Genomic DNA, 25,039 nt, shown 5'->3' with positions numbered 1-25,039 from the left:
GGGAGCCCAGTGCTGGTGGTGGACTTGAGGTCCCGGTCCGGAGATCGCGCGGACATCCCGGACGGCCCAGCGCGAACACTCGATCCGGGAATGTTCGGACACGCACGGTCGCCCGGCAATCGAGCGATGCCCGAGGTATCCCAAGGTGCGGATGCGAGACCGTGACCGCGTTGCGGGTGGGCTGTCAGTCCGTTGTGGACGCTCTGGCCGAGTGGCGCGACATCCGGCTGCGACACGTGGTCGCGCGGATCGAGGACGGTCGCGGGCTCACAGTTCCATGGTGTCGACGTCGCAGATGGCCCTCACGTGCTGGCCGGCCGCGATGGTCGCGGGGTGGTCCGCCCCCAGCACCTGGAGGAAGCTCGCCACGGTCCGCGTGTGCAACGACTCCGCCTCGGCGTCCGCGCCGTCCTGCCGGAGGTCGAGCGAGAGGTTCAGCGCGATCGCCAGTGTCGACGGGTGCTCCTCACCGAGCACCCTGGCCGACCGTTCCAGCAGGTCCTCGTTCAGCGCCCTGGACCGGACCTGAACTCGAAGCGCGGCGAGGTCGCTGGCGAGATTGGTGGCTGCCGCCAGAGCGAACGGGTGGTCGCTGCCCAACGCCGCGCGGAGGCTGCTCACCGCCACCTCGTCCAGCTCGCGGGCCTGCTGCAGCGCGCCCAGCGACCGGTGCACCGAAGCCAGGTTCATCGCCGCGATCAGCGTGTACGGGTGGCCACTCCCGCGAATCCGCCGGAACTGGTCGTAGCCGTCCGACGCCGGCTCCAGCGCCAGGTGCAACTCGCCCGCGTGCCGATAGTCGACGGACACGTTCGACAACGCGGTCACCGTGTCGATGTGCCAGTTGCCGTGCCTGCGGCCGTACGCGATGACGCACTCCTTGGACAGTTCCAGCGCACCTGCGTGGTCGCCGAGCATGCGCAAGGTCACCGCGAGGTTCCGGGCCGCGCCGATCGTGTACGGGTGGTACTCGCCGAGAAGTTCCCTTTGGCGGGGCAACGTCTCCTGCAGCTGGCTGCGTGCGCCTTCGTGGTCACCACACTCGCGAAGATCAACGGCGAGTGCGGTGACCGACAGGTAGGTGAACGGGTGATCCTCACCCAGTACGGCCCTGGTGCGCCGCAGGGTCTCCGCGTCGAGTGACCGAGCCTTCACGAAGTCACCCATCAGCCGGTGACAGGTCGCGAGGTTGTGCGCGTGCTGAAGCGTGGAGGGGTCGTCCTCTCCCAGGATCTCGCACGACCTGTCGTAGACGGTTTGTTGCAGTGCGAGTGCCTCGGCGAACTTCCCGTGTGTGCGCCTGTCGGCCGCCACGGTGTCGAGCATGCTCAACCACATCTCGTGGTCTTCACCCACCACCTCACGGACCAGCTCCAGATTTCGCTCGTTGAGGCGCATGGCTTCGTCGCCCCTGTCGAGCCTGCGCAGGGCGATCGCGTGCAGACGTGCCATGTCGATCTTCTCGATGTCGCTCTCGGCGGAGTGCGACAGCACCTCCTCCGAGAGGCCCAAGGCGCCGCGGTCGTCGCCACTCGCGAGCAGGTAGCGGACGAGGTTGCTCATCAGCACGCGCACCCAGCGGTCCTTGCACTCCGCTGCCCGTGACGCCGTGGCGTGCGGCAGCAGGTCGGCGTACGTCGACCAGTTCCTCTGAGCCTCGGGGTCGCCGGGATCCGCGTGGGCCAGCAGCACGTGCACCGCGTGCCGCAGTTGGTCCTGTTCAGCCGTGTCCAGGTGGCTTCTCAGCACCATCTGCACCAACCGGTGCAGCTGCAGGGTGTTGCTCCGGTGGTCGATCTTGGCGAGGCTGTACCTGTTGATCTCCCGCACCGCCCGGTGAAGCCTGATCGGGTCCCTGAACGCCTCCGTCAGCTCGTCCGGTACCGGAACGTTGCGCACACCGTTGAACCAGCTGCGTGGAATCGGTTCGGGGCTGAAGAACGCACAGACCTGGAGCAGCTGCAACGCTGCCGGGTGGTCCGTTCTCAACCGGTGCAGCGGAACGTTCCAGGCCGCCGCGACGGAGATCTCGTAGTCGACCGGCGTGCTGGCGTCCAGCAGCTCCATGCGGTGCTGTTCGAACAGTTCCAGGTACTCGGAGACCGGCATCCCGGTCTGCGAACGCCAGGCGGCGGCCTGCTCGACCGCGAGCGGCAGGTCTCCGAGCGCGGCCGCGAGGCGGTCGGCGTCGCTGTCGGCGATGGTCGGGTCCCGGCGTTGCAACAGCTCGATGCTCTCCGCGCGGGTGAACAGGTCCACCGCGATCTGCCGCGCGACAGTCGCCCACTCCGGGTTGCGCGAGGTGACCACGACATGTCCGTTGCCGGCCGGGAAGAAGGGCCGCACCTCGTCAAGACGGTCGGCGTTGTCGAACACCAGGATCCAGCCGGCGTGTGGTTTCCCCGTCCGCAACGCTTCCAGCACAGCGGGAATAGCGGTCTCGGCCGATCCCACGGGCAGGCCCAGCCTCTTGGCCAGTTCCACGAAGCTCGCTCTGATCTGCGCCGGGTGCTCGGCGGAAATCCACCAGACGAGGTCGTACTCGCCTGCGTGCCGGTAGATGTACTCGATGACGGTCTGCGTCTTGCCGATGCCGCCCATGCCGTGCAGCGCCTCCGGCAGCACTGCGGCCGTCCCCGGTTCGAGCAGCCGCGCGCGCAACGTCTCCAGCACCGCCTGGCGACCGACGAAGTTGGGGTTGCGCAGTGGAACCGGTCCCCAGATCGACGGCTGGCCAGTCGGCTCACGGCCCTGGCCCAGCGAGACCGCCAGCGGGATCACGTCACCCTCTCCCGTCGTGTGTTCGGCATGTGCGGCTGGTTCTGACGCCGCTGCCTCCTCCACGATCGCGTCTGACGGGGAAGAGGCCGATTCCACTTCGATGCGTGCGTTCGCCAGTCGGCGGGCGCGCCGGGCGTACGGCCCGGAAAGTGCTCGTAGTACGGCTTCCTGCACTCGTAGGTAAGGCCGGTTCTCGTCGGTCTGTTCTGGATCGTCTGCCTCGTCCGGCGCCGCGATGGCGTCCCGGAGGTTCCGCAACGCCGGATGTGTGTCACCCGCGTGTTCGCCCAGCACCATGGCGACTCGCACGGTGTCGGACCGTCGCACCGTGCCGAGCAGTTCATCGCGCACGCCGTCGTGGAAGTCGTAGGTGATCTTGGGGGCGTTCTCCTCCGCACGGCTCGTGGGAGGAGGGACCACCGGAACGACCTGTTTGAGCAGCCCGCCGAGCATGACCTCGGCGAGAGTGGACAGGCTGGATCCAGGCAACAACTTCCGCTGCACCAACGTCATGAGCGGCAGGCTCAACGGTGCCGCGGCGAGCAACCCGGCGAGTGAGAAGGCCTCCACCGACGCGTGGGTGCGGAAGCGGAGCACGCGGTCGCGGGCCGACAGAAGTCCCGCACGCCCGTTCGGCGGTGCCACCGTGATGTCGTCGGCCACAGGGGAAACCAGGGTCGCCGTCGTCTCGACCCAACCGCCGTCGTCCGAGGTGAGCAGCTTCGCCCAGCCGGCCATCCAGTCCGGGGACAGGCCGAGCACCGGGACGGGAACCGCGTTCTTCAGCTCCTCCGGGGTGATCTCCGCGTCGGGCTGGACGGCCCTGACCTTCAGATGCCTGTTCGCCGCGCCTGACCTCCTCGCCGACATCCGCACCCGGCGGGTCGTGAGTGCGCTCCAGTGCCACAGCCGGTGCTCCAGCACCTGGACGACGGCCACCGGCATGGTCCGGCCCCAGCGGGCCAGAAGCCCTGCTGCCGCACCGCTGTGCCACGCAGGGCCGATCGCGTCGGTGAGCACCAGCACCAACCGTCTGCCGGTCGGTTCGACGAGGCGGGACCAGTGCCACGCCTTGCCCGCCGCACCGACTTCCAGCAGCAGGTCGTCCGGCGATTCCTTGGAGCAGTCGAGCTGGTAGTGCCGCACGTCGCGGAAGGCGCCCTGACGCCGCAGCAAGCCGAGGAACTCCCGTGCCGTCCGCCGCCAGATGTCCATCGAGGACCCGATGTCGGTGACCAGCGCGACGTCGAACCGGCGCCACGGCGCGGGCTGCCACTCCGGCAGCCACAGCCCGTCCTGCGCGGCGCGGACGGCCGTGCCCTCCTCGTCGAGGACGGTGCGCCACGGGGACGGCGTCTTGCGCATGAACGGTCGCAACGCGTGCGCGATCCCCCGCGCGTCGGGCAGTGCGGGAAGGGTCGGCAGCACGAGCGGGCCGGCCTCGGATCGCACGACGAGCGAGGCGAACGCCGTGTGGCCCAACGGATCCGGCTCCGGTTCCGGCTCCTCGTCCACCTCCTCCTCAGCGTCGTCGCCGGTGTCGGCGACATCGGTTTCCGGCACGTCCGCCGCCGGCTCGGTCAGCGGCGTGGGCGCGGCGGGCTCCGCTGTCTCCCGCAGGTTCTCCGGCGGGCGGAGCTTTCCGCTGAGCCACAGGACATCGCGCAGTTCGTGATAGGTCAGGCCGGCGGTGCCGATGCCGTCGTCCAGACCCCGCGCTCCGGCGAACTCCCCGAGCACGGCGGAGTCACCGGCCTCCGGCTCATCGGCCCGGTCAAGTGCCTCCGGGCGGCCTTGGCTCATTCAAGCTCCGCCGACAGGGGATGCCAGATCGCGGTCAGCAGGTCGTTCCAGTCGGCGTCGTGCTGGTAGGCCCCGGAGGTCACGAGCTGCGTCGCCAGGTGGACGGCGTTGAGCAGCTGGTCGGAGGCCAGACCGCCGAGCTGTCCGCTGCGTTCCAGGAAGTCCGTGATCAGCCGCGCCAGGTCGACGCCGTCCGCCTCGCCGAAGTGCGCCGCGACCATGCTTCCCAGCTGGTCGAAGTCCGGCGGCCCGACGTGCAGCTTCAGGCACCGGCGCAGGAAGGCCGGCGGGAACTCGCGCTCGCCGTTGCTGGTGATGATGACGATCGGGAACTCGCGGCAGCGCACGACTCCCTCCCGCACCACCGCGGAACCGCCGCGGTCGGCGGTCAGCACCCGCATCTCGGACTGCTTGGCGGCGAACCGGACGAGTTCGGGGATGTCGTACTCCCCCTCCTCGAAGACGTTGAGCAGGTCGTTGGGCAGGTCGATGTCACCCTTGTCGAGCTCGTCGATCAGCAGAACCCGAGGAAGGTCGTACGGCAGCAGCGCGGTGCCGAGCGGGCCCAGGTGGATGTAGTCACCGAGATCCGAGTCGGCCGGGATCTCCGGAGAACGGTCCGCCGCGGCCTGCACCCGCCCGATCGCGTCGTAGAGGTAGAGGCCGTCCTTGAGCGCCGTGCGGCTCGTGACCGGCCAGCGCAGCACCGGTCCCAGCCCCAGCTCCCTGGACACGAGATAGGCCAGCGACGACTTGCCGGTGCCGGGATTCCCGGTCACCAGGAGAGGGCGGCGCAGGTAGATCGCCGCGTTCACCATCGACACCTCGCGGGGATGGGGCTTTCTCCTGGTGGCCCGCAACGCTCCGACTCTGCGGTCGCCCTCACCCCTGTCGTCGTTCGGCCGGAAGACCTCACCGGAACCGGTGAACTTCCGCCACGGCGGAGCTTCCGGCACCTCGGCCAACGGCGAGGAGGCCACCCGGCCGGTGCCTTGGTAGACCTGCCATCCGGTATTCGCGTTCACGCCACCGACACCCTTTCCGGTGGCGCCGGATACAGCGGCACCACGACTCTCACCGGATCGTCCAGCAGTACTGTCAGTTTCTCGCCGACATGTCCAGGTACCGCGCCCTGTTCGAACGCGGTCACCCTGGCCAGGCGAAGCCGCTCCAGCAGATCGTGGGGATCGCCGGCACCGTGCAGGAGGCTTTCGGCCACGGCCACGAACTCCACTGAGTCACACCTCTCGCGATGCCACAGAATCAGCGGAACACCAGCGCGCAGGGCAGCCGCGACTTCATCGCGACCGACCATCTCCGCGGACGGCGGAGCGCTCAGCACCAACGAGACCAGCTTCGGCGTGCGCGCGAACGCGGAAGTCAGCCTCCGCAGCCCGTCCTCGTTCGCGGGCCTGCTCCACCACGCGGATTCCCGCTGCACCGCACCGGTGTCGCTGAGCTGGGACCGCAACTCGTCCCACCGGTCGTGCCACCACCGGTACCACTTCAGCGTCGCCATTCGTTCCAGGCTCCGCACGACCACCGGATAACGGCAGCCCATCGGTTCGGGAATCAGCGAGTCCGTCTCCCACGGCCACTGATCCACGTCGAGGTTGATGATCTCGCTCGGCAACACGAACTCGATGCGGATGTTCGGGCGGAACCTCGCCCATTCCGCTTCAACCTCTTCCACCAGTTCGGCGACGCGCACTTTCACCGACTCGAGATCGCCGACGACGTCCTCACCGCGCATCGGTGACCAGTCGCCGGACTGGCCGAGCTGCCGCCAGTGCGACAGCCGGTACTCCTCGCCCGCCGCTCCCTCGCGCTGAACCTGGAGGATCAGGTAGGCGTCCGACCGGGGCGGCGGCATCGTCCTGGCAGGCGCCTCCGCTGCCGCGCGGCGCACGGCGACGAGTTCGGCGGACAGTCCCATGTGCGCGGCCTGCCGGTCGGACCACAGCCGCAGTTCCGCCGCCAGTTCCGGCCGGACCCTCATCGCGAGGTGTTCGACGAAGACGAGCGGTTTGGGTGTTCCACTCGGGTCGGCGTTGAGCGTTTCCAGCGCGCGCAGCACATCCACGTAGCCGGCCTGCGCGGACAAGCTCGGCGCCGTGAGACCGACGACGGCGTGGTAGATCTCGGCGACGTCCGGCAACACCGCCCCGTCCAGCAACCGGAACAGGTTCTCGCTTTCCTGCTGCGACCACAGTCTCGGTGCGGTCATCGACTGCACGACGTCCCGCAGTTCGGCCACGTGGACGGAGCCCTGCTCGATCCGCTCCAGCACGACCATCAGGGTCGTCAGTCCGTCGGGATGTCGTTTGCACACCTCGGCCACGCTGTACAGATGGCTGGTGACGTTCGCGTGCTCTTCGAACGGCAGGTCGCCGAGTTCGTCGCACATCATCCGCACGAAGAGATTGCGTCCACTGCGATCCTTCAGGGAGGGAATCCGCCGCAAGCCTTCGACCAGGGGCCATAGAGCACCGCGATCAGCGCTCTGCTCCGCCAGCGGCATGTGCGGCCTCCTGTTCGAGGTCGGTGATCGAAGTACGGCAGTGATCCATCGCTGTCACCGCAACGCTTCGAGGACGCCGAACGTTACATAGGCGCGGGGCGTCCGCCTGTCAGGCGCCGCACGGCTTCAGCCGAATGGCGCACCGGAATCGAATCGCCCTCCAGTTCCCGCAGCACGCGGAGAAGGTCGGCCAGGCCGCCCTCGAAGTCCTGGCACGTGCGCACCAGTTCGAACACGTGCAGGCGGGCGCGCTGGTGGTGTGGCACGGCATCGCCGATCTCCGGACGCAGACGCGACAACACCGTGCGGCGGCCCGGCTCATCCCGGATGGAAGGCACCGTCAACAGGGCGTTGACCAGGTCCGTCACCTCGTCGCCGGTCGTCGGCAGCGGCGGTGCCGAGTGGAGGTGGACGTCGCCGTTGATGACGCCTGCCTGCACCAGATCGCCGTGCACCTCGCCGGACATGTCGTTGGTGGACTGAGTCGGCTCCTCCGTCATGTCCATCAGGCTGACACAGTCGCTTCTGCCAGAGCGGCCATCACCGCGGCGACACCGGGCGGATCGGGCGGGTCGCCGTAGGTCGCGATGTGGATCTCGCGCCCGAACCCGGTGTCGGTGGCGTGCACGTCCGGCCGCCGGTGGGCCTGCAACGCGAGCCCTGGCAGGAGCGCGACCCCCGCACCGGCCGCCACGAGCGCCTGCACGACGACGATCTCGTCGCTGTGCGAGACAACGCGCGGCGTGAAGCCTTCTCGGCGGCACACGGCGTCCAGTTCCTCCTGGCAGCGCTCGCACCCGCCGATCCACGCGGAGTCGCGGTGGTTCGCGAGGCTGTCGTCCGGCTGGCGGCTGACCAGGTTGATCGTGTCGTCACCGATGTGGACGAACCGGTAGCCCTCCTCCACCGGGTCGCCGGCGTGCCGGAAGACGAGGGCTACCTCGATCTCGCCGTGCCGCAGCATCTGCAACGCCTCGACCGGGTGCTGCTCGAACAGGCTCAGCTCAAGCCCGGGGTGCTTCCCGGCCAGTGCGACGGCCGCGCGAGGCACGATCGTGCTCAACGTGGAGGCGTTGGCGGCCAACCGGACCTGGCCCGCCTGCAGGCCGACCTGGGCGGCGAGTTCGTTGGTCGCGGCGTCGACGCGGCCGACGATCTCGGCCGCGCGGTTGGCCAGCAGGAGTCCTTCCGGCGTCAGGCGAATCCCGCGCCTGACCCGTTGCACGAGCTTGACGCCCGTGGCGGTTTCGAGCCTCGACAGGTGGTGGCTCACCGACGGCTGCGAGTAGTGCAGTTGCCTGGCCGCTTCGGTCACCGAGCCGTGCCGGGCGACCGCGGCCAGGACCTTGAGGTGCACGAGGTTCAGCACACATCAACGTTATCAATGTGTCCGAGCTGAAGTTGGCATTGGACGTCATACAACAGCTGTTCCATGCTGGTGCGCATGACCAAGGTGACGTGCGACCTCTCGATCTCACTCGACGGCTACTCGGCCGGGCTGGACCAGACCGAGGACCGCCCGTTCGGCGACGACGGCGGTGACGGCTGGGGCAGCAAGCTGCACGCGTGGATGGAGGATCCCGCGGAGTTCGAGCGCCAGATGGACACGCTGAGCCAGAGCAAGGCGTTCATCATGGGGCGCAACATGTTCGGCCCGGTGCGCGGTGACTGGGACCGTCCGTGGAACGGGTGGTGGGGCGACAATCCTCCTTACCACGGACCGGTTTTCGTGCTCACCCATCACCCGCGCGACCCGCAGCCGATGGACGGCGGTACCACGTTCCACTTCGTCACCGACGGCATCGAGGCCGCGTTCGAGCTGGCGCGGGAGGCGGCCGGGGACGGCGACATCTCCATCCACGGCGGGGCTTCCACCATCAACCAGTACCTCGCTGCGGGCCTGATCGACGAACTGCGGCTGCGGATCGTGCCGATCACGCTCGGCGCCGGCACGCGGCTGTTCGACGGGGTCGGCCAGCTGAACCTCGAGCAGGTCGAGTCGCGGGCCGGGAGCTCCTTCACGCACGTGACCTATCGCGTGGTGGGCCGAACGGCGTCTTGATCGCTCCACTTCGTCAGGCCAAGGTGAGAGGTGTTCACGTACCTGAACACCTCGGAAGCCGACGGCGTCAGACGAGGAGCACGGATGCGGAAACGCGCGACAGTCGTCCCACTGCTGGCACTGCTCAGCCTGATCCTGCCCGCCCCTGCGACAGCTCAGCCGACCAACACGGTCGTGTCCGGGCAGGCCAGGTTCCAGATCCTCTCCCCCACCCTCGTGCGAAGCGAGTTCGCCGGGGACCGCAGGTTTGAGAACGCGGCCACTTACAACGTTGTAAATCACACCTTCCCCCGCACGGCCTACAGCTCGCGGGTCGAGAACGGCTGGCTGGTCATCACGACCTCGGCGATGACCTTGCGGTACCGCGTGGGTTCCGGACCGTTCCGCGCGGACAACCTCGAACTCAGGACGGCCGGCACGACCGCGTCCCCGTGGCGGCGGGTGGTCTGTGCGACCGGGCAGCTGTGCGAGGCCGAGGACCAGCAACGGGAGGGCATGCTGGTGGCGGCCGACCACACCGGCCACACCGGCGCGGGCTTCGTCGCCGGGTTCTCCTACGCCAACAACGGCGTCACCGCCACCGTCCGTGCGACCAGCGCGGGCAGGCACCGGCTCGTCGTGAAGTACGCGAACGGCCAGGGCGGCGACGGCAAGCACGAGAACCGCACGCTCGGCCTCAGCGTCGACGGGCAGTCGGCACGGCAGATCACGTTGCCCGCGACCGCGGACTGGGGTGACTGGAGGCAGGCCGAGACCGAGATCGACCTGTCCGCCGGTGAGCACCGGGTCTCGCTGACCCGGCGCGCCACCGATTCCGGCAACGTCAATGTTGACAGCCTGGCCCTGCTCACCGCCGGCCAGGCTTATCCGGGTGACCGGGCGCTGGACGACTGCCGGTTCGGCACCAGCTGCGAGGCGGAGAACGGCGCGCTCACCGGTCCGGCCAAGATCGCCGACGAGCACGCCGGATTCGCCGGGACCGGGTTCGTCGCCGAACTGGTCGGCGGCACGCGGTTGCGCCAGCCCGTGAGCGGGGTTCCGGCCGCGGGCACGTATCCGGTGGTTCTGAGGTACGCCAACGGGGTCGGGGGCGACGGCAGGCACGAGCCGCGGACCGTCTTCCTCAACGGACAGGCGGTGACGTTGCCGGTGACGGCGAACTGGGCGACGTGGGCGACCACGACCGCGCGGATCGCGTTGCCCGCGGGCACTTCCGACCTCACCGTCACGTGTCCGGCCACCGGGTGCCACGTCAACCTCGACACGATCGGGATCAACAACTCCACCCAGCACCTGGCGCTCGGCGGCTACCGGCGTTCGCTGGACGGCTACACCGGCGACAACGGGGATCCCCGCCTCTACCCCGGGCTGATGTACCGCGACGGCTGGTACCTGCTGGACGACACGAGTTCCGCCTACACCAACGGCACTCCACGGCCGGATCGCGGCGCACAGCCGTACCAGGACGGTTATGTGTTCGGCTACGGCCAGAACCACAAGACCGCGCTGGGCGACCTGGCGACGTTGACCGGCGGGCCGAAGTTGTTGCCGCGCTGGGCTTACGGCGTCTGGTACTCCGAGTACATCGACCGGACCGCAGCCGACTTCCGCGACCGCATCCTGCCCGCGTTCCGCCGGCACGGTGTGCCGCTGGACGTCCTGGTGGTCGACACCGACTTCAAGGCGCGCAACACGTGGAACGGCTGGCAGATGGACCAGGCGAAGTTCCCCGACCCGCAGGGGTTCCTGGACTGGGTGCACAACGAGGGCATGCACAGCACGCTCAACATCCACCCGAGCATCCAGGGCACCGACCCCGACTTCCCGAAGGCGCAGGCGACCGCGAAGGGCAAGCTGGCCAAGGGATCCTGCGCGGACTGCTACGTGTTCGACTGGGCAGACCCTGACCAGCTGCGCGCGTACGTGGAGCTGCACCAGAAGATGCCCACCGACTTCTGGTGGCTCGACTGGTGTTGCGACGGCTCGGGATCGTCGATGCGCGGGGTCACCGCGGACACGTGGATCAACGAGCAGTACGCGAAGATGGGCGCGTTCGCGTTCTCCCGCGGGTTCGGTTCACTACAAGCCGGTGGTTACAGCGGTTCCGGGCCACTGCAGACCGGACCGTGGGCGGAGAAGCGCACCACCCTGCACTTCACCGGCGACACGTCGTCGACGTGGGGCGCGATGAAGGGCACCATCGGCTACACCTCCGCCGAGGGCGTGTCGACCGGGATGTCCTCGATCAGCCACGACATCGGCGGCCACAACGACACCACCGGCCTGCGCGGGTCCGAGACCTACCTCGACAACGGCCAGGTGCGGTACACCACCAAGCTGCCGGACGACCTGTACGCGCGGTGGGTGCAGCTGGGCTCGTTCCAGCCGATCACCCGCCTGCACAGCAACCACGGCGACCGCCTGCCGTGGCAGTACGGACCGGCCGCGCAGGCGTCCGCGACGAAGTTCCTGAACCTGCGCGAACGCCTGGTGCCGTACATCTACACGCTGGCGGAGCAGGCGAACCGGACCGGCCTGCCGGTGGTGCGTCCGGCGTATCTGGAGTACCCGTCCAGCCCGGAGGCGTACTCCACTGTGGACAGCCAGTTCCTGCTCGGGCCGGACGTGCTGGTCGCGCCGATCACCACGCCCGGCGACACCGGCTCGACGCGGGTGTGGTTCCCGCCCGGCCAGTGGACCGACTACTTCACCGGGCAGGTCTACCAGGGCAACACCTGGGCGACCGTCAGCGCGGGCCTGGACACCATGCCGGTGTTCATGCGCGCGGGCGGGATGCTGGTCGAACGCACCGACAACGTCACCAACGACGTGCAGAACCCGACCGGCTCGCTCACCGTGCACGTGACGGCCGGTGCGCGCGGCGAGTTCACGCTGTACGAGGACAAGGGACGCACGCGCATCCAGCAGTTCGGCGACACGATCGTTCTGCTGTCCAACAAGGTGTCCAAACGCGACTGGAGGTTCGTCGTGCACAAGGCGGACGGGTCCAGTCACGTCGTCAACGCTGGCAACACTCCGGCGGTGGTCAGTCTTCGGGCACCCAGGTGAGCAGTCGCACCTTCGCGACGGTGCGGACGTGCTTGCGCATCGCGGCGGCGGCCTTCTTCTGGTCGCCCGCCGCGATGGCCTCGTAGATCGCGGTGTGCTGAGCCAGCGAACGGGACGGGCGGCCCGGCTGGCGCAGCGACTCGGTGCGGCTCTCGGTGATCTGGCCGGCGATCGCCTTCATGAAGTCGGCCAGTAGCGAGCTGTGTGCGGCGGCCGTGACAGCGGCGTGGAAGCGGCGATCCCCTTCCACGCCGTTCTCGCCCTCGGCGATCTCGTCGCGCATGAAGTCCAGGGCCAGCCGGATGTCCTCCAGCTCGGCGTCCGTGCGGCGTTCGGCGGCGAGTTCGGCCAGCTTGGTCTCGAGGGCCTCACGGGCCTCCAGCACCTCGGGGAGGCGCTTGCGGCGTTCGACCAGCTGCTCGACCGGCTCCACGTCCAGGGTGTCGCGCACCAGGTAGGTGCCGCCGCCGTGCCGGGCCTCGACCAGGCCCTGGACCTCCAGGACCACGATCGCCTGCTTCACCGACGCGCGGCTCACGCCGAGGCTCGCGGCGAGGTCGCGTTCGGGCGGCAGCTTGTCGCCCGCCTTCAGCCCCGCCTCGCTGACGTGCGCGCGCAGGCGTTCGAGCACCTGCTCGTACAGGCGGGACTTCACCATCGGCCGCAGTGCCTCGGACATCTGCCCAGGATAACCGGTCAAGTGGCTCAGCCACTAGGCCACCTCTTGACAGCTGGTGGACAGTGGGCGGAAAGTGGCTGAGCCACTTGGCCACTGTGCCCTAGGACAGCCCCAACGACGGGAGCCCCTGATGTCCGCCGAACTCATCTCGATACTCGTGCTGGTCGTGGTGTTCGTGATCGCCACGACCAGGTCGATCAACATGGGAGCGCTCGCGTTCGCCGCGGCCTTCGGGGTCGGCACGCTGGTCGCGGACATGAAGGCCGACGACATCTTCAAAGGCTTCCCCGGCTCGTTGTTCGTCGTGCTGGTCGGTGTGACGTTCCTGTTCGCCATCGCCCGCGCCAACGGCACCACCGACTGGCTGGTGCACGCGGCGATCCGGCTGGTGGGCGGTCGGATCGCGTTGATGCCGTGGGTCATGTTCGCCATCACCGGCGTGCTGACCGCGATCGGCGCGGTGAGCCCGGCCGCGGTCGCCATCGTGGCGCCGATCGCGATGGGGTTCGCCGCCAAGTACAGGATCAGCCCGCTCCTGATGGGCGTCATGGTGGTGCACGGCGCGCAGGCCGGCGGGTTCTCCCCCATCAGCATCTACGGCACGATCGTGAACGGCATCGTGGCCAAGGAAGGCCTGCCGGGCAACGAGATCGTGCTGTTCCTGGCCAGTCTCGTGGTGAACCTGCTGATCGCGGCCGTGGTGTTCGTGGTGCTGGGCGGCATGAAGCTGGCCCGGCAACCGCTCGACGCGCCCGCTCTGGTCCGCACCGGCGGCGGTGGCTCGAGTGAGGACGAGCCCGAGGAAGAAGAACGGGTCTCGCTGACCACGCCGCGCATCGCCACCCTCGTCGGACTGGCCGCGCTCGTGGTGGCGGCGCTGGTGTTCGACCTCGACGTCGGCCTCGCCGCGATCACGGTGGCCGTGCTGCTCAGCGTGGTGTGGCCGGAGACGAGCAAGCAGGCGATCACCCAGATCACCTGGCCGACGGTGCTGCTGATCTGCGGCATCCTCACCTACGTCGCCGTGCTGCAGACGATGGGCACGATCAAGTGGGCGGGCGACTCGGTCGCCAGCGTCGGCGCTCCCCTCATCGCCGCGCTGCTGATCTGCTACATCGGCGCGATCGTGTCCGCGTTCGCCTCGTCGGTCGGCATCATGGGCGCGCTCATTCCGCTGGCCGTGCCGTTCCTGCTGCAAGGTGACGTCAGCGCGGTGGGTCTGATCGCGGCCCTCGCGGTGTCCGCGACCGTGGTCGACGTGAGCCCGTTCTCCACCAACGGCGCGCTGGTGCTGGCCGGTGCGCAGGACGTCGACCGCGACAAGTTCTTCAAGCAGCTCATGGTCTACGGCGGAATCATGGTCGCGGCAGCGCCGCCGCTGGTCTGGCTCGCCCTCGTCGTTCCCGGAATCTGGTGAGCCTGATGTTCCCCTTGTCCTCCGACCGCGTCGCACTCCGCTTCGGCGACCGCGTGCTGACCCACACCGAACTGGCTTCCCGCGCGGGAGCCCTGGCACAGCAGCTGTCCGGGCTTCCCAGGGTCGCGATCTGGGCCACGCCGACCATCGAGACCTGCGTCGCCGTGGTCGCCGCGCTGCTCGCCGGGGTGCCCGCCGTGCCGATCAACCCGAAGGTCGGCGAACGCGAACTCGCGCACATCGTGTCCGACAGCGCGCCCGCGAACATGCTCGTGGCTCCCGGTGCTCGGCTGCCGTCCGGTCTGCGGTCGGTGCCGCGCCGGGACGTCACGCTCGACGCAGGCGCCTTCGAGCCGTTCGCCGAGCCTGGCGGCGAGGCTCCCGCGTTGATCGTCTACACCTCGGGCACCACGGGCTCCCCCAAGGGCGTCGTGCTGCCGCGCCGGGCGATCGTGTCCACTTTGGACGCGGTGGCCGAGGCGTGGCAGTGGACTTCCGACGACGTCCTGGTGCACGCGCTGCCGTTGTTCCACGTGCACGGGCTGATCCTCGGCGTGCTCGGCCCGTTGCGCCGCGGTGGCACGCTGTGGCACCTCGGCAAGTTCTCGACGGCTGAGCTCACGCGGGCGTTGGACGGCGACGGCACGATGATGTTCGGCGTGCCGACCATGTACCACCGCATCGCGGAGGAGGTCGGCGAGAACACGGGCCTCGGTGCCGCGCTGGGCAAGGCTCGCCTGCTGGTGTCGGGTTCGGCGGCGTTGCCCGTGCGCGACCACGAACGCATCGCCGCGGCCACCGGACAACGCGTGGTCGAGCGCTACGGCATGACCGAGACGCTGATGAACACCAGCGTGCGCGCGGACGCCGAACGCCGGCCCGGCGCGGTCGGCGTGCCGCTGCCGGGAGTCGAGGTTCGCCTCGTCGGCGACGACGGTGGTGTGCTGGACGAAACCGGTGCGGTGGGCGAGATCCAGGTGCGCGGGCCGAACCTGTTCACCGAGTACCTCAACCGGCCCGACGCCACCGCCGAGGCGTTCGCGGACGGCTGGTTCCGCACCGGCGACGTCGGCACCCGCGACCTCGACGGCTACTACCGCATCGTCGGGCGCAAGGCGACGGACATCATCAAGAGCGGCGGGTACAAGATCGGCGCGGGCGAGATCGAGAACGCCCTCCTCGAACACCCCGCGGTCGCCGAGGTGGCCGTGACCGGCGAGCCCGACGACGACCTGGGCGAGCGGATCATCGCCTGGGTCGTGCGGGCCGGTGAGGTGCCCGCCGACGAGCTGGTGGACCACGTCGCCCGGCTGCTCACCCCGCACAAACGGCCGCGGGTCGTGCGGTTCGTCGAGTCGTTGCCGCGCAACGACATGGGCAAGGTGATGAAGCGTGCGCTCCGGACGTGAGCCGGCCCGCGCGGTGATCGATCTGGTGGCGTCGGGGTTCGCGGAGCTGCCCGACGACTCCTCGCCGTCCACGGTGGATGGTCCGCTGGGCTGGCACGGGTACGACCTCGCGGTGGCACAGGCGTCTGAGCGCACCGGCGAGCGCGAGTCCGTCGTCTGCGGCGTCGCGGAGATCGGCGGCGTCACGGCCGTGGTCGTGGCGTTCGAGTTCGGTTTCCTCGGCGGTTCTCTGGGAACCCGCACCGGCGCTCGCATCGAGCAGGCGTTCACCCATGCCCGCGAACTGCGCCTGCCGGTGGTGTCCCTGGTCGCGACCGGTGGCAGCCGCATGCAGGAGGGCACCCCGGCCCTGATGCAGCTCCCGCGCATCGCGCGCCAGATCGCGTTGACGCGCGGAGCAGGCCTGCCGCATGTCGCCGTTCTGCGCGACCCCACGACCGGCGGCGGCTGGGCCACGCTCGGCGCGGGCGCGGACGTCGTGCTGGGGCTGCGAGGTGCCCAGGTCGGGTTCGCCGGATCACGGGTCCGCCCGCCGGGTTACTCGGTGACGCAACAGTTCGCGGCCGGTCTGGTCGACCAGCTCGTGCCACCGGACGAACTGCGCGACCGGCTGGAACGGTGGCTGAAGCTGCTCACCACACCCGCGGGCGAACCCGCACCTGTGCCAAGGGCCTTGGGTGCGAAGACGGTCCCGGAGACCGGATGGGACGCGGTGCTGCGGGCCCGTGCGCCGAGCCGTCCGCGTGCCGAGGAGTACCTGGCCGCCTACTTCGACTGGCACGAACCGATCAACGGCGACCGCGCGGGCGGTGTCGACGCCGGCGTGCTGTGCGGGTTCGGGCACCGCGACGGCAGGACAGTCGCCTACGCGGCCCAACGCGGCACGGCCACCCGACCGGCGGGGTTCCGCACGGCCGCGCGCCTCGTCAAACTCGCCGACCGGCTCGGCATCCCGGTGCTGACGCTCGTGGACACACCGGGCGCCGCCAACGACGCGGCGGCGGAGAAAGCAGGGATCGGCGCGGCCATCGCGGAGATGTTCACCGCGATCGCCGCCACACGCGTTCCGGTGACGACGTTGCTGATCGGCGAGGGCGGATCCGGTGGCGCACTGGCGTTCGCCGCTCCCGACCGGATGTGGGCGACGCCCGACAGCTACCTCGCGGTGATCTCGCCCGAGCTGGCGGCGGCGATCCTGAAGCGCGACCCGTCGCAGGTGCGGGCGACCGCGGACCAGTTGCGGCTGCGGCCGCAGGACCTGGTCGAGCTGGGGATCGCGGCAGGCGTCGCCGAACTCGACCAGGCCCCTGAACACGCGACTGATCAGGCGACGACCAGGTAGGTGAGCGCCTCACCGCGCACGCCCTGCCCGTCGCGGCGGGCCTGCCGCTGCCCGGCTCGATCGCGGCTAAGCAGCCCGCGGAATCGTGAACACCCGCACGAACGTGTCGAGCAGCTTCTTGCGGCCGCTCAGGTCCACCAGCCCGTCCCTGACCATGGTCATGATCCCCCGGTAGGACGCCGGCGCGTCGGCGGGGACGTGGGCGGTGATGATCAGGTCGGGCTTGACCGGGGCGGCGCCGAGGCCGGTCGTGAGGTCGCCGTCGGTGATCACGGCGTGCACCACGACGTCGCGGACGTGGATCTCCCAGCACGCGGTCAGCCCGGCGGCCTGGGCCGGCTGGAACACGGCACGGAGGTTGAGCACGAGGCCTTCCGGTGAGATCACGTCGCCCGGTTGCGGTTCGCCGAGCTGGGTGGCGCCCCAGCGGGCCAGGGCCAGCACGGCCGGTTCCAGGTCGCGGCCGACGTCGGTCAGGGCGTAGACGACGCCGCGCTGCGGGGCCGGGGCCACCTGGCGTTCCACGATGCCTGCCTGTTCCAGCTCCTTGAGCCGGGTCGCCAGCACGTTCGTCGGGATTCCCGCCAGGCCGGTCTGCAGCTCTGTGTAGCGACGCGGCCGGACGACGAGGTTGCGCACGATCAGCAACGCCCACCGCTCGCCCACCAGCTCCAGCGCTCGGGCGAGACCGCAGTACTGACCGAAGTCACGTCGCTTCACGCACTCAGCGTAGCAAGCTTGCCGACGCGCAGCCAATGGCGTAAGCGGAAGCACACTTGCAAAAACGAAGTGACCCCGTTTACCGTCGTTGCCCTCACCCTCGAACGTGAAGGACGTGCGATGACCGCGCTGCTCGAACGCACCAACAACACGGCCTCGCGCTGGCCGTTCCTGTCACGTGGTGCCGGCTTCGCGGGCATCTCGACGGCGATGGTCGTGATCCTGGTGGCGGCCGGGGCGCCGACGCCGCTGCTGCCCATCTACCAGCACCAGTGGGGGTTCCAGCCGTGGGTGCTGACTCTCGCGTTCGGCGTCTACGCGTTCTCGCTGCTGGTCGCGATCCTGGTGATCGGGTCGCTGTCCGACCACATCGGACGGAGGCCGCTGATGATCAGCGCACTCGCGATCGACCTGGTGGCGATGCTGATGTTCCTCGCGGCGCCGTCGATCGGCTGGGTCATCGCCGCGCGGGTCGTGCAGGGTGTGGCCACCGGCGCGGCGTCGAGCGCGCTCAGTGCGGCCGTGGTCGAGCTCGCGCCTGAGCGGTTCAAGAAGCTCGGCGCCCAGATGACCAGCATGGCGCCGCTCGCGGGGCTGGCGATCGGCGCGCTCTTCGCGGGTGTGCTGGCCGAGTTCGCGACCGACGCGCCGTTCGCGGTGTGGCTCGTGCTCGCCGTGGTGATCGCGGCGCTGACGGTCTTCGCGGTGTTCACGCCGGAGACCGCGACGCGCAAGCCGGGTGCGCTGGCATCGCTGAACCCGCGCATCTCGCTTCCCGGTCAGGTGCGCAGGCTGTACTGGACGACGGTGCCGGGGATCGTCGGCGGGTTCATGACGATGACGCTGTTCATGGGACTGGTGCCCGCGCTGCTGGTGGCCGTGTTCAAGGTGGACAGTCCGATCCTCGGCTCGCTGCTCGCGGCGTTCGCCCTCGCCACCGCGACCGCCGGCTCGGCGCTCACGAGCCGGTTCCGCCCGCCAACGCTGAGGATCGCCGGTCTGAGCGCGATGATCGTCGGCGCCGTTCTGTTCATCGGCAGCATCGGCGCCACCTCGCTGACGCTGCTCTGGGCCGCGGCGATCATCGGCGGCGGCGGGATCGGCGTCTCGTTCGCCGGCACGACCCGAGGGCTCGTGCCGGAGGTCGCGCCGCACGACCGCGCGGGGCTGTTCACCGCGGTCTTCTTCGTCGGCTACCTCGCCATGGGCAGCTCGGCGATCATCGCGGGACTGTTCATCGGCGTCGCCGGAGCGGCGTCCACGGCGACGGGTTTCGGTGTCGTCATCGCGATCGTGACGCTGTTCGGCGTGGTCGCCGCCGCCCGGCTCAACCGGAGCTGATCCGGTCGGCGTGGATGTGCGTGCGCATGCCCTGCGGGTCGAACAGGATGACCAGCTCGACCGCGCCGCCGTCGGCGCTGCCCAGCCAATGCGGTGACGACGTGTCGAACTCCGCCGCCTCACCGGCGGACACCGTCAGGTCGAGGTCGTCGAGCACCAGCCGCAAGCGTCCGTTGAGGACGTACAGCCACTCGAACCCGTCATGGGTCTGCAACGTGGGTTCGAGTGGTTCCGGCGTGGCGGGGATGAGCATCTTGAACGCCTGCACCCCGCCCGGCCGCCGGGACAGCGGCACGAACGTCATCCCGAACCGGTGGATCGGCTTGAGGTGGATGCGGGGATCACCGGTGCGCGGGGCGCCGACGAGGTCGTCCAGCGGCACGTCGTAGGTGCGCGCCAGCGGAAGCAGCAGTTCCAGGGTGGCGCGGCGTTGCCCGCTCTCCAGCCGGGACAGGGTGCTTTCCGAGATTCCGGTCGTAGTCGCGAGGTCGGCGAGGGTGATGCCGCGATGACGCCGCAACGCACGCAGGCGCGGACCTACCCCGTCGAGCACTTCTTCCGTTTCGCGGTTCACGAGCCGCCATCTTGCCAGAGCGGCAAGTTTTCGTGCCAGATCCGGCCACTGTTGACCAAGGTGGCCACATGACACGCAAGACAGCGGCCCTGGTGCTCGCACTCCTGCTCACCCTCGCGGGCTGCTCGTCCGGGCCCGCGCTCCACGACGGTTTCCGGCACGAGCACACCGACGTCGACGGCGTCCGCATGCACTACGTGACCGGCGGCAGCGGGTCCCCGGTGGTGCTGCTGCACGGCTGGCCGCAGACCTGGTACGGCTGGTGGCCGATCATGCCCGCGCTCGCCGAACGCCACACCGTCTACGCCCTCGACCTGCCCGGCCTCGGCGACAGCACCGGTACACCCAGCGGTTACGACAAGGCCACCCTGGCGCGGTACGTCCACGCGCTGACCAAGAAGCTCAACCTGCGGAAGCCCGCGATCGTCGGACACGACCTCGGCGCCGCGGTCGCGTTCCAGTACGCCAGCCAGTTCCCTACCGACACGGCCAGGCTCGGCTACCTCGACCTGCCGCTGCCCGGACCGGCGATCGACGGCCCCACCTACCGGAAACTGAGCTGGCACATCGCCTTCCACGCACAGCCCGAGGTGCCGGAGGCCGTCGTCGGCAACGACGTGCGCGCCTACCTGAAGCTGTTCTACCCGCAGGTCTCCTTCAACGGCACGGCTTTCGGCGGGACCTCGACGCGGTCCCCGTTCACCGACGAGGAAATCGACGAGTATGCGCGCACGTACAGCAAACCGGAGGTCCTCAAAGGCGGCTTCGAGCTGTACCGCACCCTCGACAAGGACGTGAAGGACACCGAGAACGCCACCCCCGTCCAGGCGCCGACCCTGGTCATGGCCTCCCAGGGGCAGGCGCAGACCATCCGGGGCACAGCGGCCCCGCGGATGACGAACATCGTGCGCGCGTTGGACGTGCCGAACGCCGGGCACTGGCTGGTCGAGGAGAACCCTCAGTTCGTCACCGCGGAACTGCTGCGGTTCCTCAGCGAATGACCGGCATCCGGTCCGCCCACGGCAGCGCTTCCTCCAGCTGGGCCGCCAGCCGGATCAGCAGCGACTCCCCCGCGAGCGGCGCCACGAACTGGACGCCGAGCGGCAGCCCGTCCGCGGTCCAGTGCAGCGGCAACGAGAGCGCTGGCCGGCCGGTGATGTTCGCCAGCTGCGTGTACGGCACCCAGCCGAGGTTGTCGGAGATCATGTCGTCGACGAGCTTGGTGTGCTTCAGGAACCGCGCGGTGCCGGTCTTGAGCAGCACGTCGGTGGCCCGCTGCAACGACACCGGCAGGTCGAACGAGCCGACCTTGGGCGGCGGGGTCGCCAGCGTCGGCGTCAGCAGCAGGTCGTAGGACTCGAAGTACGTGCTCAACCGGCGGGTGTGCTCGTGCCGACGCTGAACCGCGTCCACGTAGTCGACGCTGCTCGTGGCCCGGCCCAGCGCGGCCATGAGCAGCGTGTCGCGCTCGAAGGCGATGTCCGGCGCGCCCGTCAGCCGCTTGGCGTCGGCGACCTTCCACGCGAGGTTCACGAACCACGTGAGCAGGAAGTCGCGGGCCAGCGCGGCGTCGTCGTAAGGCGCCTCGGGCAGTTCCTCGACCTCGTGGCCCAGCTCGGTCAGCACGCGCACCGCCGACTCCACCGCCGCGTACGCCTCGGCGTGCGGTTCCGGGTTGATCGCGGACGGCACCCGGACGCCGATCCGCAGCTTGCCGGGCGCTTCACCGACGCAGGACGCGAACGACGCCGCCGGCATGGCGGGCGAGTACGGCCCGGCCAGCTCGCCGCCGCAGATGACGTCGAGCATCGCGGCCGTGTCGCGCACGGTCCTGGACACCACGCCCTGCACCGCCGCGCCGTGCATCATCTCGGCGGTCTCCGGGCCGAACGGGGTGAGCCCGCGCCCCGGCTTGAGCCCGACGAGTCCGCAGCACGCGGCCGGGATCCTGGTCGAGCCACCACCGTCGTTCGCGCCGGCGCACGGCACGATCCCGGCAGCGACCGCCGCGGCCGACCCGCCCGACGAACCACCGGGCGTGCGTTCCAGATCCCACGGATTGCGCGCGGGACCCCAGGCCGTCGACTCGCTGATCGCCTTCGCGCCGAACTCCGGCAGGTTGGTCTTGCCGAAGATCACCAGGCCCGCGTCGAGCCAGCGCTGGACGACGGTCGAGTGCTCGGTGACCCGGTGCGCCTGCAACGAACGCGACCCGTTGGAGGTCGGCAGACCCGCGTAGTCCTGGCCCAGGTCCTTGATCAGGAACGGCACGCCGGCGAACGGCCCGGTGAGGTCGTCCAGCGACGGGACGGGCACGTCCCGCACGATCGCGTTGAGCCGCGGGTTCACCGCCTCGGCGCGTTCCCTCGCCACCGCGAGAAGTTCCGCCGCGGACACCTGCTTGTCCGCGACGAGCTGCGCCAGCCCGGTGGCGTCGTGCTTCCGGTACTCGTCGAAGTCCACGCGCTCAAGGTAGCCGCTCGACGACCCCGAAGATGGTTTCGCGCACGACGGCGGGGTTCTCCTGCGGGATGAGGTGCCCCGCGTCCTCGACCACGATCATCTTGCCGCGCGGGACGGCGGCCATCAGGTCGGCCGCCCACTGGTTGAACTTCGGCCGCCACTCGGCCATGCCCCGCTCGACCAGGCCCGCCTGCAGGCACACCGTCGGCACGTCCGGCGTGCCCTTGTCCTGCAGCCGGCGCATCACGGGCAGCGCGGACTCGATCTGCCGCGCCTCCCGGCTGCCCGCCCGCATCGCCCTGACGCTCGCGTAGTCGCGGGTCATGATCGCCACGTCGGCCTCGGCGATCTCCGGCGAGACGCCGTTGCGGAACGTCAGCCTCTTGATCAGCCCCTTGCCGCCGATGCGGGCCAGCAACCCCAGCAGCGTGAAGAAGCGGGCCGCGATCTTGGCGTTCCTCGTCGACATCACCTCGGCGAGGGTCGAGTCGACGAACACCATCCCCGCGACCCGCTCCGGGTGGCGGTCGGCGAACAGCCTGATGATCGGCCCGCCCCAGCTGTGCCCGACGAGCACCACCGGCTCGGTTTCCGTGGCGAGCACCGCGGTCAGGTCGTCGACGATCCGGTCGAGCGTGCGGTCGTGCGGGTCCTCGTCGCTGCCGCCGTAGCCCGCGCGGTCGTAGGACAACGTGCGGTAGCGGGCGCTGACCTCGCGCTGGGTGTGGATCCACGACGATCCGGGCGCGCTCATCCCCGCCTCGAACACGACCAGCGGCCCGTCGCCCTCCCCCGCCACCACGGTTCTCAGCTTCCGCCCGTCCGGCAGGGTGACGATCCGCTCGGTCAGGCCGGGCCCGGGATCGAGCATCGTGCTGCCTTTCACTGGTTCCAGCAGGGCGGGTGGCGTTCTTCCCAGAGCGCCGCGCTCTCCAGCTGCGCGGCCAGGGCGAGCAGGTCGGCGTCCTGGCGGTGGCGTCCGATGAGATGAACGCCGTGCGGCAGACTTTCACCGTCCACATGCGACGGAAGGGAAACCGCAGGCACACCAACGAGGTTCACCCACGGCGTGTGGCAGGACCAGCGCAACATCCGCTCGGCCTCGTCGCCGTCGTAGTACCCGATCGGGACCGGCGCGCCGTTCGTCGTGGGCGTGAGCACGACGTCGTAGTCGTCGACCCCGGCCAGCATCGTGCTGGCGTAGCGGGCGAGCAGAGCCTGGGAGGTGACGATGTCGTTGGCGGACAACGTGTCGTTGATGGAGAGGAGCTGTTGGGAGTACGACGACAGGAGATGTGTGCGGTCCTGCAACATCATCGCTTGCACCGCCACCCCCACGGAGTACGCGAACCACGTGACGATCGCCTGCCGCACCGGCTCGTCCCACCGGGCCGGGAGCGGGATCTCGCGAACGTCGTGACCGAGCCCGGTGAGCACTTCCGCCGTGCGCCGGACCGCGAGTTCCGCTTGTGGGTCAACGTCCTGGTCGAGTCCGGTGTCCGTCCACATCGCGACCTTGAGCGGGCGTTGGAGCGTCTTGGTGAAGCCGCCGGGGTGGCTCCAGCCGTAGAGATCGCCGGGTGCGGGATGCGCCATCACTTCGAGGAGAAGTACGGCGTCCTCGACCGTGCGCGCGATCGGGCCCTCGGTGGAGGCGACGAAGAACGACGTGGCGGGTGCCGCGCTGACCAGGCCGCGGCTCGGCTTCACCCCGACGAGATGGCAGGTGGCGGCAGGCGTGCGGATCGAACCCGCGCCGTCGCTGCCGTGCCCGACCGGCAGGAGTCCCGCCGCGACCGCCGATGCCGTGCCGCCGCTGGACCCGCTCGAGTAGCGGTCCAGCGCGTAGGGCGTCACGGACGGACGCGGGGTGACGTCGTTCTCGGTGTAGCAGGTGGAACCGAACTCCGGCGTGTTCGTCTTGCCGAGCACGACCGCGCCCGCCTGCCGCAGCAACCCGACGGCCCAGGAGTCCTCCCCCGGCACGAACTCGGCCATCGCCGCCGAGCCGAACGTCGTGCGGATGCCGGCGGTCGGAGACAGGTCCTTGATGCCCAGCGGCAGCCCGAGCAACGCCGGCCGCTCACCGGCGGCCAGTCGTTCGTCCGCGCGATCGGCCTCTTCCAGCGCCGATTCGGCACTGACGGTCACGAACGCGCCCAGCTCGGCGCCGAGCCGGTCGATGCGCGCCAGGTAGTGCTCGGTCAGTTCACGGGAGCTGATCTCCTTGGCGCGCAACGCACGCAGCTGTTGGGCGGCGGTGAGCTCGTGGAGGTCGCTCACGGCGTCACCGGCGTTGCGGTGAGCAGCTGGTGCGCCGACCGCGTCACCACGTCGAGCTCGCCGGGCGTCATCGGCCGGCCACCGAACATCCGCCGGTGCATCAGCGGGCCTTCCAGCAGGTTGCCGACCAGCGCCAGGTCCGGGACCTCGGCGATCTCACCGCGCCGCACGGCCCTGGCGATCGCGTCCACCACCGGCTGCGACCGCCGCGCGACCAGGGCGCGGAACGTGCGCTCCGCCTCGGGGTCCTGGCGCAGGTCGGCGAGGAAGCCGACCAGGCCGTCGTTCCACGGCTGGTCCCAGGCCTCTGCCAGGTCGGTGACGAACGCCCTGAGGTCGTCGAGGAGCGAGCCCGTGTCGAAGTCCGGCACCGGCGGCAGGAACTCGTCGAACACGTCGGCCACCAGCCGCGCCTTGCCGCGCCACCGCCGGTAGACGTCGGTCCGATGGGCGTTCGCCTGCGCCGCGACCTGGGTCAGCGTCAGCGCGTCGTAGCCGCCGGCGGTCAGCAACGACCACGCCGTCGCGAGCAACCGCTGTTCGAGCTCCGGGTCCCGCGGACGTCCCGCCACCGT

The 25,039-nt window shown here is 69.8% G+C and carries 19 protein-coding genes; 7 read left to right on the top strand and 12 right to left on the bottom strand.

Going from position 1 to position 25,039, the window contains the following annotated elements; translation table 11 throughout:
- Nucleotides 1-267: 267 nt before the first annotated feature.
- The 5 genes from fxsT to SK803_RS03315 form a co-directional block, all read right to left on the bottom strand.
- A complete protein-coding gene (fxsT, locus tag SK803_RS03335; protein WP_319964226.1) occupies nucleotides 268-4,584 on the bottom strand; it encodes an FxSxx-COOH system tetratricopeptide repeat protein in 4,317 nt (1,438 codons plus the stop codon).
- Entirely contained in the window at nucleotides 4,581-5,609 is a 1,029-nt protein-coding gene (locus SK803_RS03330; protein ID WP_319964225.1) for an AAA family ATPase, read from the bottom strand. The genes fxsT and SK803_RS03330 overlap by 4 nt, the downstream gene beginning before the upstream one ends.
- Nucleotides 5,606-7,105: a VMAP-C domain-containing protein gene (locus tag SK803_RS03325; RefSeq protein ID WP_319964224.1), complete on the bottom strand. Its 1,500-nt coding sequence runs from the start codon at nucleotides 7,103-7,105 to the stop codon at nucleotides 5,606-5,608. Before SK803_RS03325 ends, SK803_RS03330 begins: the two co-directional genes overlap by 4 nt.
- 83 nt (nucleotides 7,106-7,188) lie before the next feature.
- Nucleotides 7,189-7,605 (bottom strand): effector-associated domain 2-containing protein, encoded by a 417-nt coding sequence (locus SK803_RS03320; RefSeq protein WP_319964223.1) that lies wholly within the window; start codon nucleotides 7,603-7,605, stop codon nucleotides 7,189-7,191.
- A 5-nt stretch (nucleotides 7,606-7,610) separates the two neighbouring features.
- Nucleotides 7,611-8,474 carry a LysR family transcriptional regulator gene (locus tag SK803_RS03315; RefSeq protein ID WP_319964222.1) on the bottom strand — a complete coding sequence of 288 codons (864 nt, stop codon included), beginning with the start codon at nucleotides 8,472-8,474 and terminating at the stop codon, nucleotides 7,611-7,613.
- A gap of 75 nt (nucleotides 8,475-8,549) precedes the next feature.
- Between SK803_RS03315 and SK803_RS03310 the strand changes: the two genes are divergently transcribed.
- Both SK803_RS03310 and SK803_RS03305 read left to right on the top strand, forming a co-directional pair.
- Nucleotides 8,550-9,167 (top strand): dihydrofolate reductase family protein, encoded by a 618-nt coding sequence (locus SK803_RS03310; RefSeq protein ID WP_319964221.1) that lies wholly within the window; start codon nucleotides 8,550-8,552, stop codon nucleotides 9,165-9,167.
- Nucleotides 9,168-9,251: 84 nt separating this feature from the next.
- Complete coding sequence (locus SK803_RS03305) at nucleotides 9,252-12,236, top strand: TIM-barrel domain-containing protein (RefSeq protein ID WP_319964220.1); 2,985 nt, start codon at nucleotides 9,252-9,254, stop codon at nucleotides 12,234-12,236.
- Here the strand turns inward: SK803_RS03305 and SK803_RS03300 are convergent.
- The gene (locus SK803_RS03300; protein ID WP_319964219.1) at nucleotides 12,214-12,915 is read right to left on the bottom strand and encodes a FadR/GntR family transcriptional regulator; all 702 of its coding nucleotides are present in this window, start codon (nucleotides 12,913-12,915) and stop codon (nucleotides 12,214-12,216) included. The two genes, SK803_RS03305 and SK803_RS03300, sit on opposite strands and share 23 nt — an antisense overlap.
- Nucleotides 12,916-13,045: 130 nt before the next feature.
- Here SK803_RS03300 and SK803_RS03295 point away from each other — a divergent pair, with 130 nt between their 5' ends.
- From SK803_RS03295 to SK803_RS03285, 3 genes are read left to right on the top strand one after another with little or no spacing between them, the layout of a single operon-like run.
- Nucleotides 13,046-14,332, top strand: a complete 1,287-nt coding sequence (locus tag SK803_RS03295; protein ID WP_319964218.1) for an SLC13 family permease — start codon at nucleotides 13,046-13,048, stop codon at nucleotides 14,330-14,332.
- A gap of 5 nt (nucleotides 14,333-14,337) precedes the next feature.
- On the top strand, nucleotides 14,338-15,741 hold the full coding sequence (locus SK803_RS03290) for an acyl-CoA synthetase (RefSeq protein WP_319964217.1): 1,404 nt from the start codon (nucleotides 14,338-14,340) through the stop codon (nucleotides 15,739-15,741).
- Nucleotides 15,725-17,083, top strand: a complete 1,359-nt coding sequence (locus tag SK803_RS03285) for a carboxyl transferase domain-containing protein (RefSeq protein WP_319964216.1) — start codon at nucleotides 15,725-15,727, stop codon at nucleotides 17,081-17,083. Before SK803_RS03290 ends, SK803_RS03285 begins: the two co-directional genes overlap by 17 nt.
- Before the next feature lie 66 nt (nucleotides 17,084-17,149).
- Here the strand turns inward: SK803_RS03285 and SK803_RS03280 are convergent, their stop codons facing one another.
- Nucleotides 17,150-17,803 carry a winged helix-turn-helix transcriptional regulator gene (locus tag SK803_RS03280; RefSeq protein ID WP_319964215.1) on the bottom strand — a complete coding sequence of 218 codons (654 nt, stop codon included), beginning with the start codon at nucleotides 17,801-17,803 and terminating at the stop codon, nucleotides 17,150-17,152.
- Between the two features lie 120 nt (nucleotides 17,804-17,923).
- On the opposite strand from SK803_RS03280, the gene SK803_RS03275 reads away from it, so the two are divergent.
- Nucleotides 17,924-19,144 (top strand): MFS transporter, encoded by a 1,221-nt coding sequence (locus SK803_RS03275; protein WP_319964214.1) that lies wholly within the window; start codon nucleotides 17,924-17,926, stop codon nucleotides 19,142-19,144.
- On the opposite strand, the gene SK803_RS03270 is transcribed toward SK803_RS03275, so the two are convergent.
- Nucleotides 19,131-19,718 (bottom strand): helix-turn-helix domain-containing protein, encoded by a 588-nt coding sequence (locus SK803_RS03270; protein WP_319964213.1) that lies wholly within the window; start codon nucleotides 19,716-19,718, stop codon nucleotides 19,131-19,133. The genes SK803_RS03275 and SK803_RS03270 overlap by 14 nt on opposite strands.
- 68 nt (nucleotides 19,719-19,786) lie before the next feature.
- Here SK803_RS03270 and SK803_RS03265 point away from each other — a divergent pair, with 68 nt between their 5' ends.
- Nucleotides 19,787-20,719 carry an alpha/beta fold hydrolase gene (locus SK803_RS03265; protein ID WP_319964212.1) on the top strand — a complete coding sequence of 311 codons (933 nt, stop codon included), beginning with the start codon at nucleotides 19,787-19,789 and terminating at the stop codon, nucleotides 20,717-20,719.
- Here SK803_RS03265 and SK803_RS03260 read toward each other — a convergent pair.
- The 4 genes from SK803_RS03260 to SK803_RS03245 are packed head-to-tail and all read right to left on the bottom strand — an operon-like array spanning nucleotide 20,709 to nucleotide 25,036.
- On the bottom strand, nucleotides 20,709-22,181 hold the full coding sequence (locus SK803_RS03260) for an amidase (RefSeq protein WP_319964211.1): 1,473 nt from the start codon (nucleotides 22,179-22,181) through the stop codon (nucleotides 20,709-20,711). The two genes, SK803_RS03265 and SK803_RS03260, sit on opposite strands and share 11 nt — an antisense overlap.
- Nucleotides 22,182-22,185: 4 nt before the next feature.
- Entirely contained in the window at nucleotides 22,186-23,052 is an 867-nt protein-coding gene (locus tag SK803_RS03255; protein ID WP_319964210.1) for an alpha/beta fold hydrolase, read from the bottom strand.
- Between the two features lie 11 nt (nucleotides 23,053-23,063).
- Nucleotides 23,064-24,464, bottom strand: coding sequence for an amidase (locus SK803_RS03250; protein ID WP_319964209.1), 1,401 nt, complete (start codon nucleotides 24,462-24,464; stop codon nucleotides 23,064-23,066).
- Entirely contained in the window at nucleotides 24,461-25,036 is a 576-nt protein-coding gene (locus SK803_RS03245) for a TetR/AcrR family transcriptional regulator (protein ID WP_319964208.1), read from the bottom strand. The genes SK803_RS03250 and SK803_RS03245 overlap by 4 nt, the downstream gene beginning before the upstream one ends.
- Nucleotides 25,037-25,039 lie beyond the last annotated feature (3 nt).

The organism is Lentzea miocenica, assembly GCF_033949945.1.
In the GTDB taxonomy this organism is placed as follows: Bacteria; Actinomycetota; Actinomycetes; order Mycobacteriales; family Pseudonocardiaceae; genus Lentzea; species Lentzea miocenica.
The sequence above is the reverse complement of the archived record's forward strand: the minus strand, read 5'-3'. Positions and strand labels throughout refer to the sequence as shown.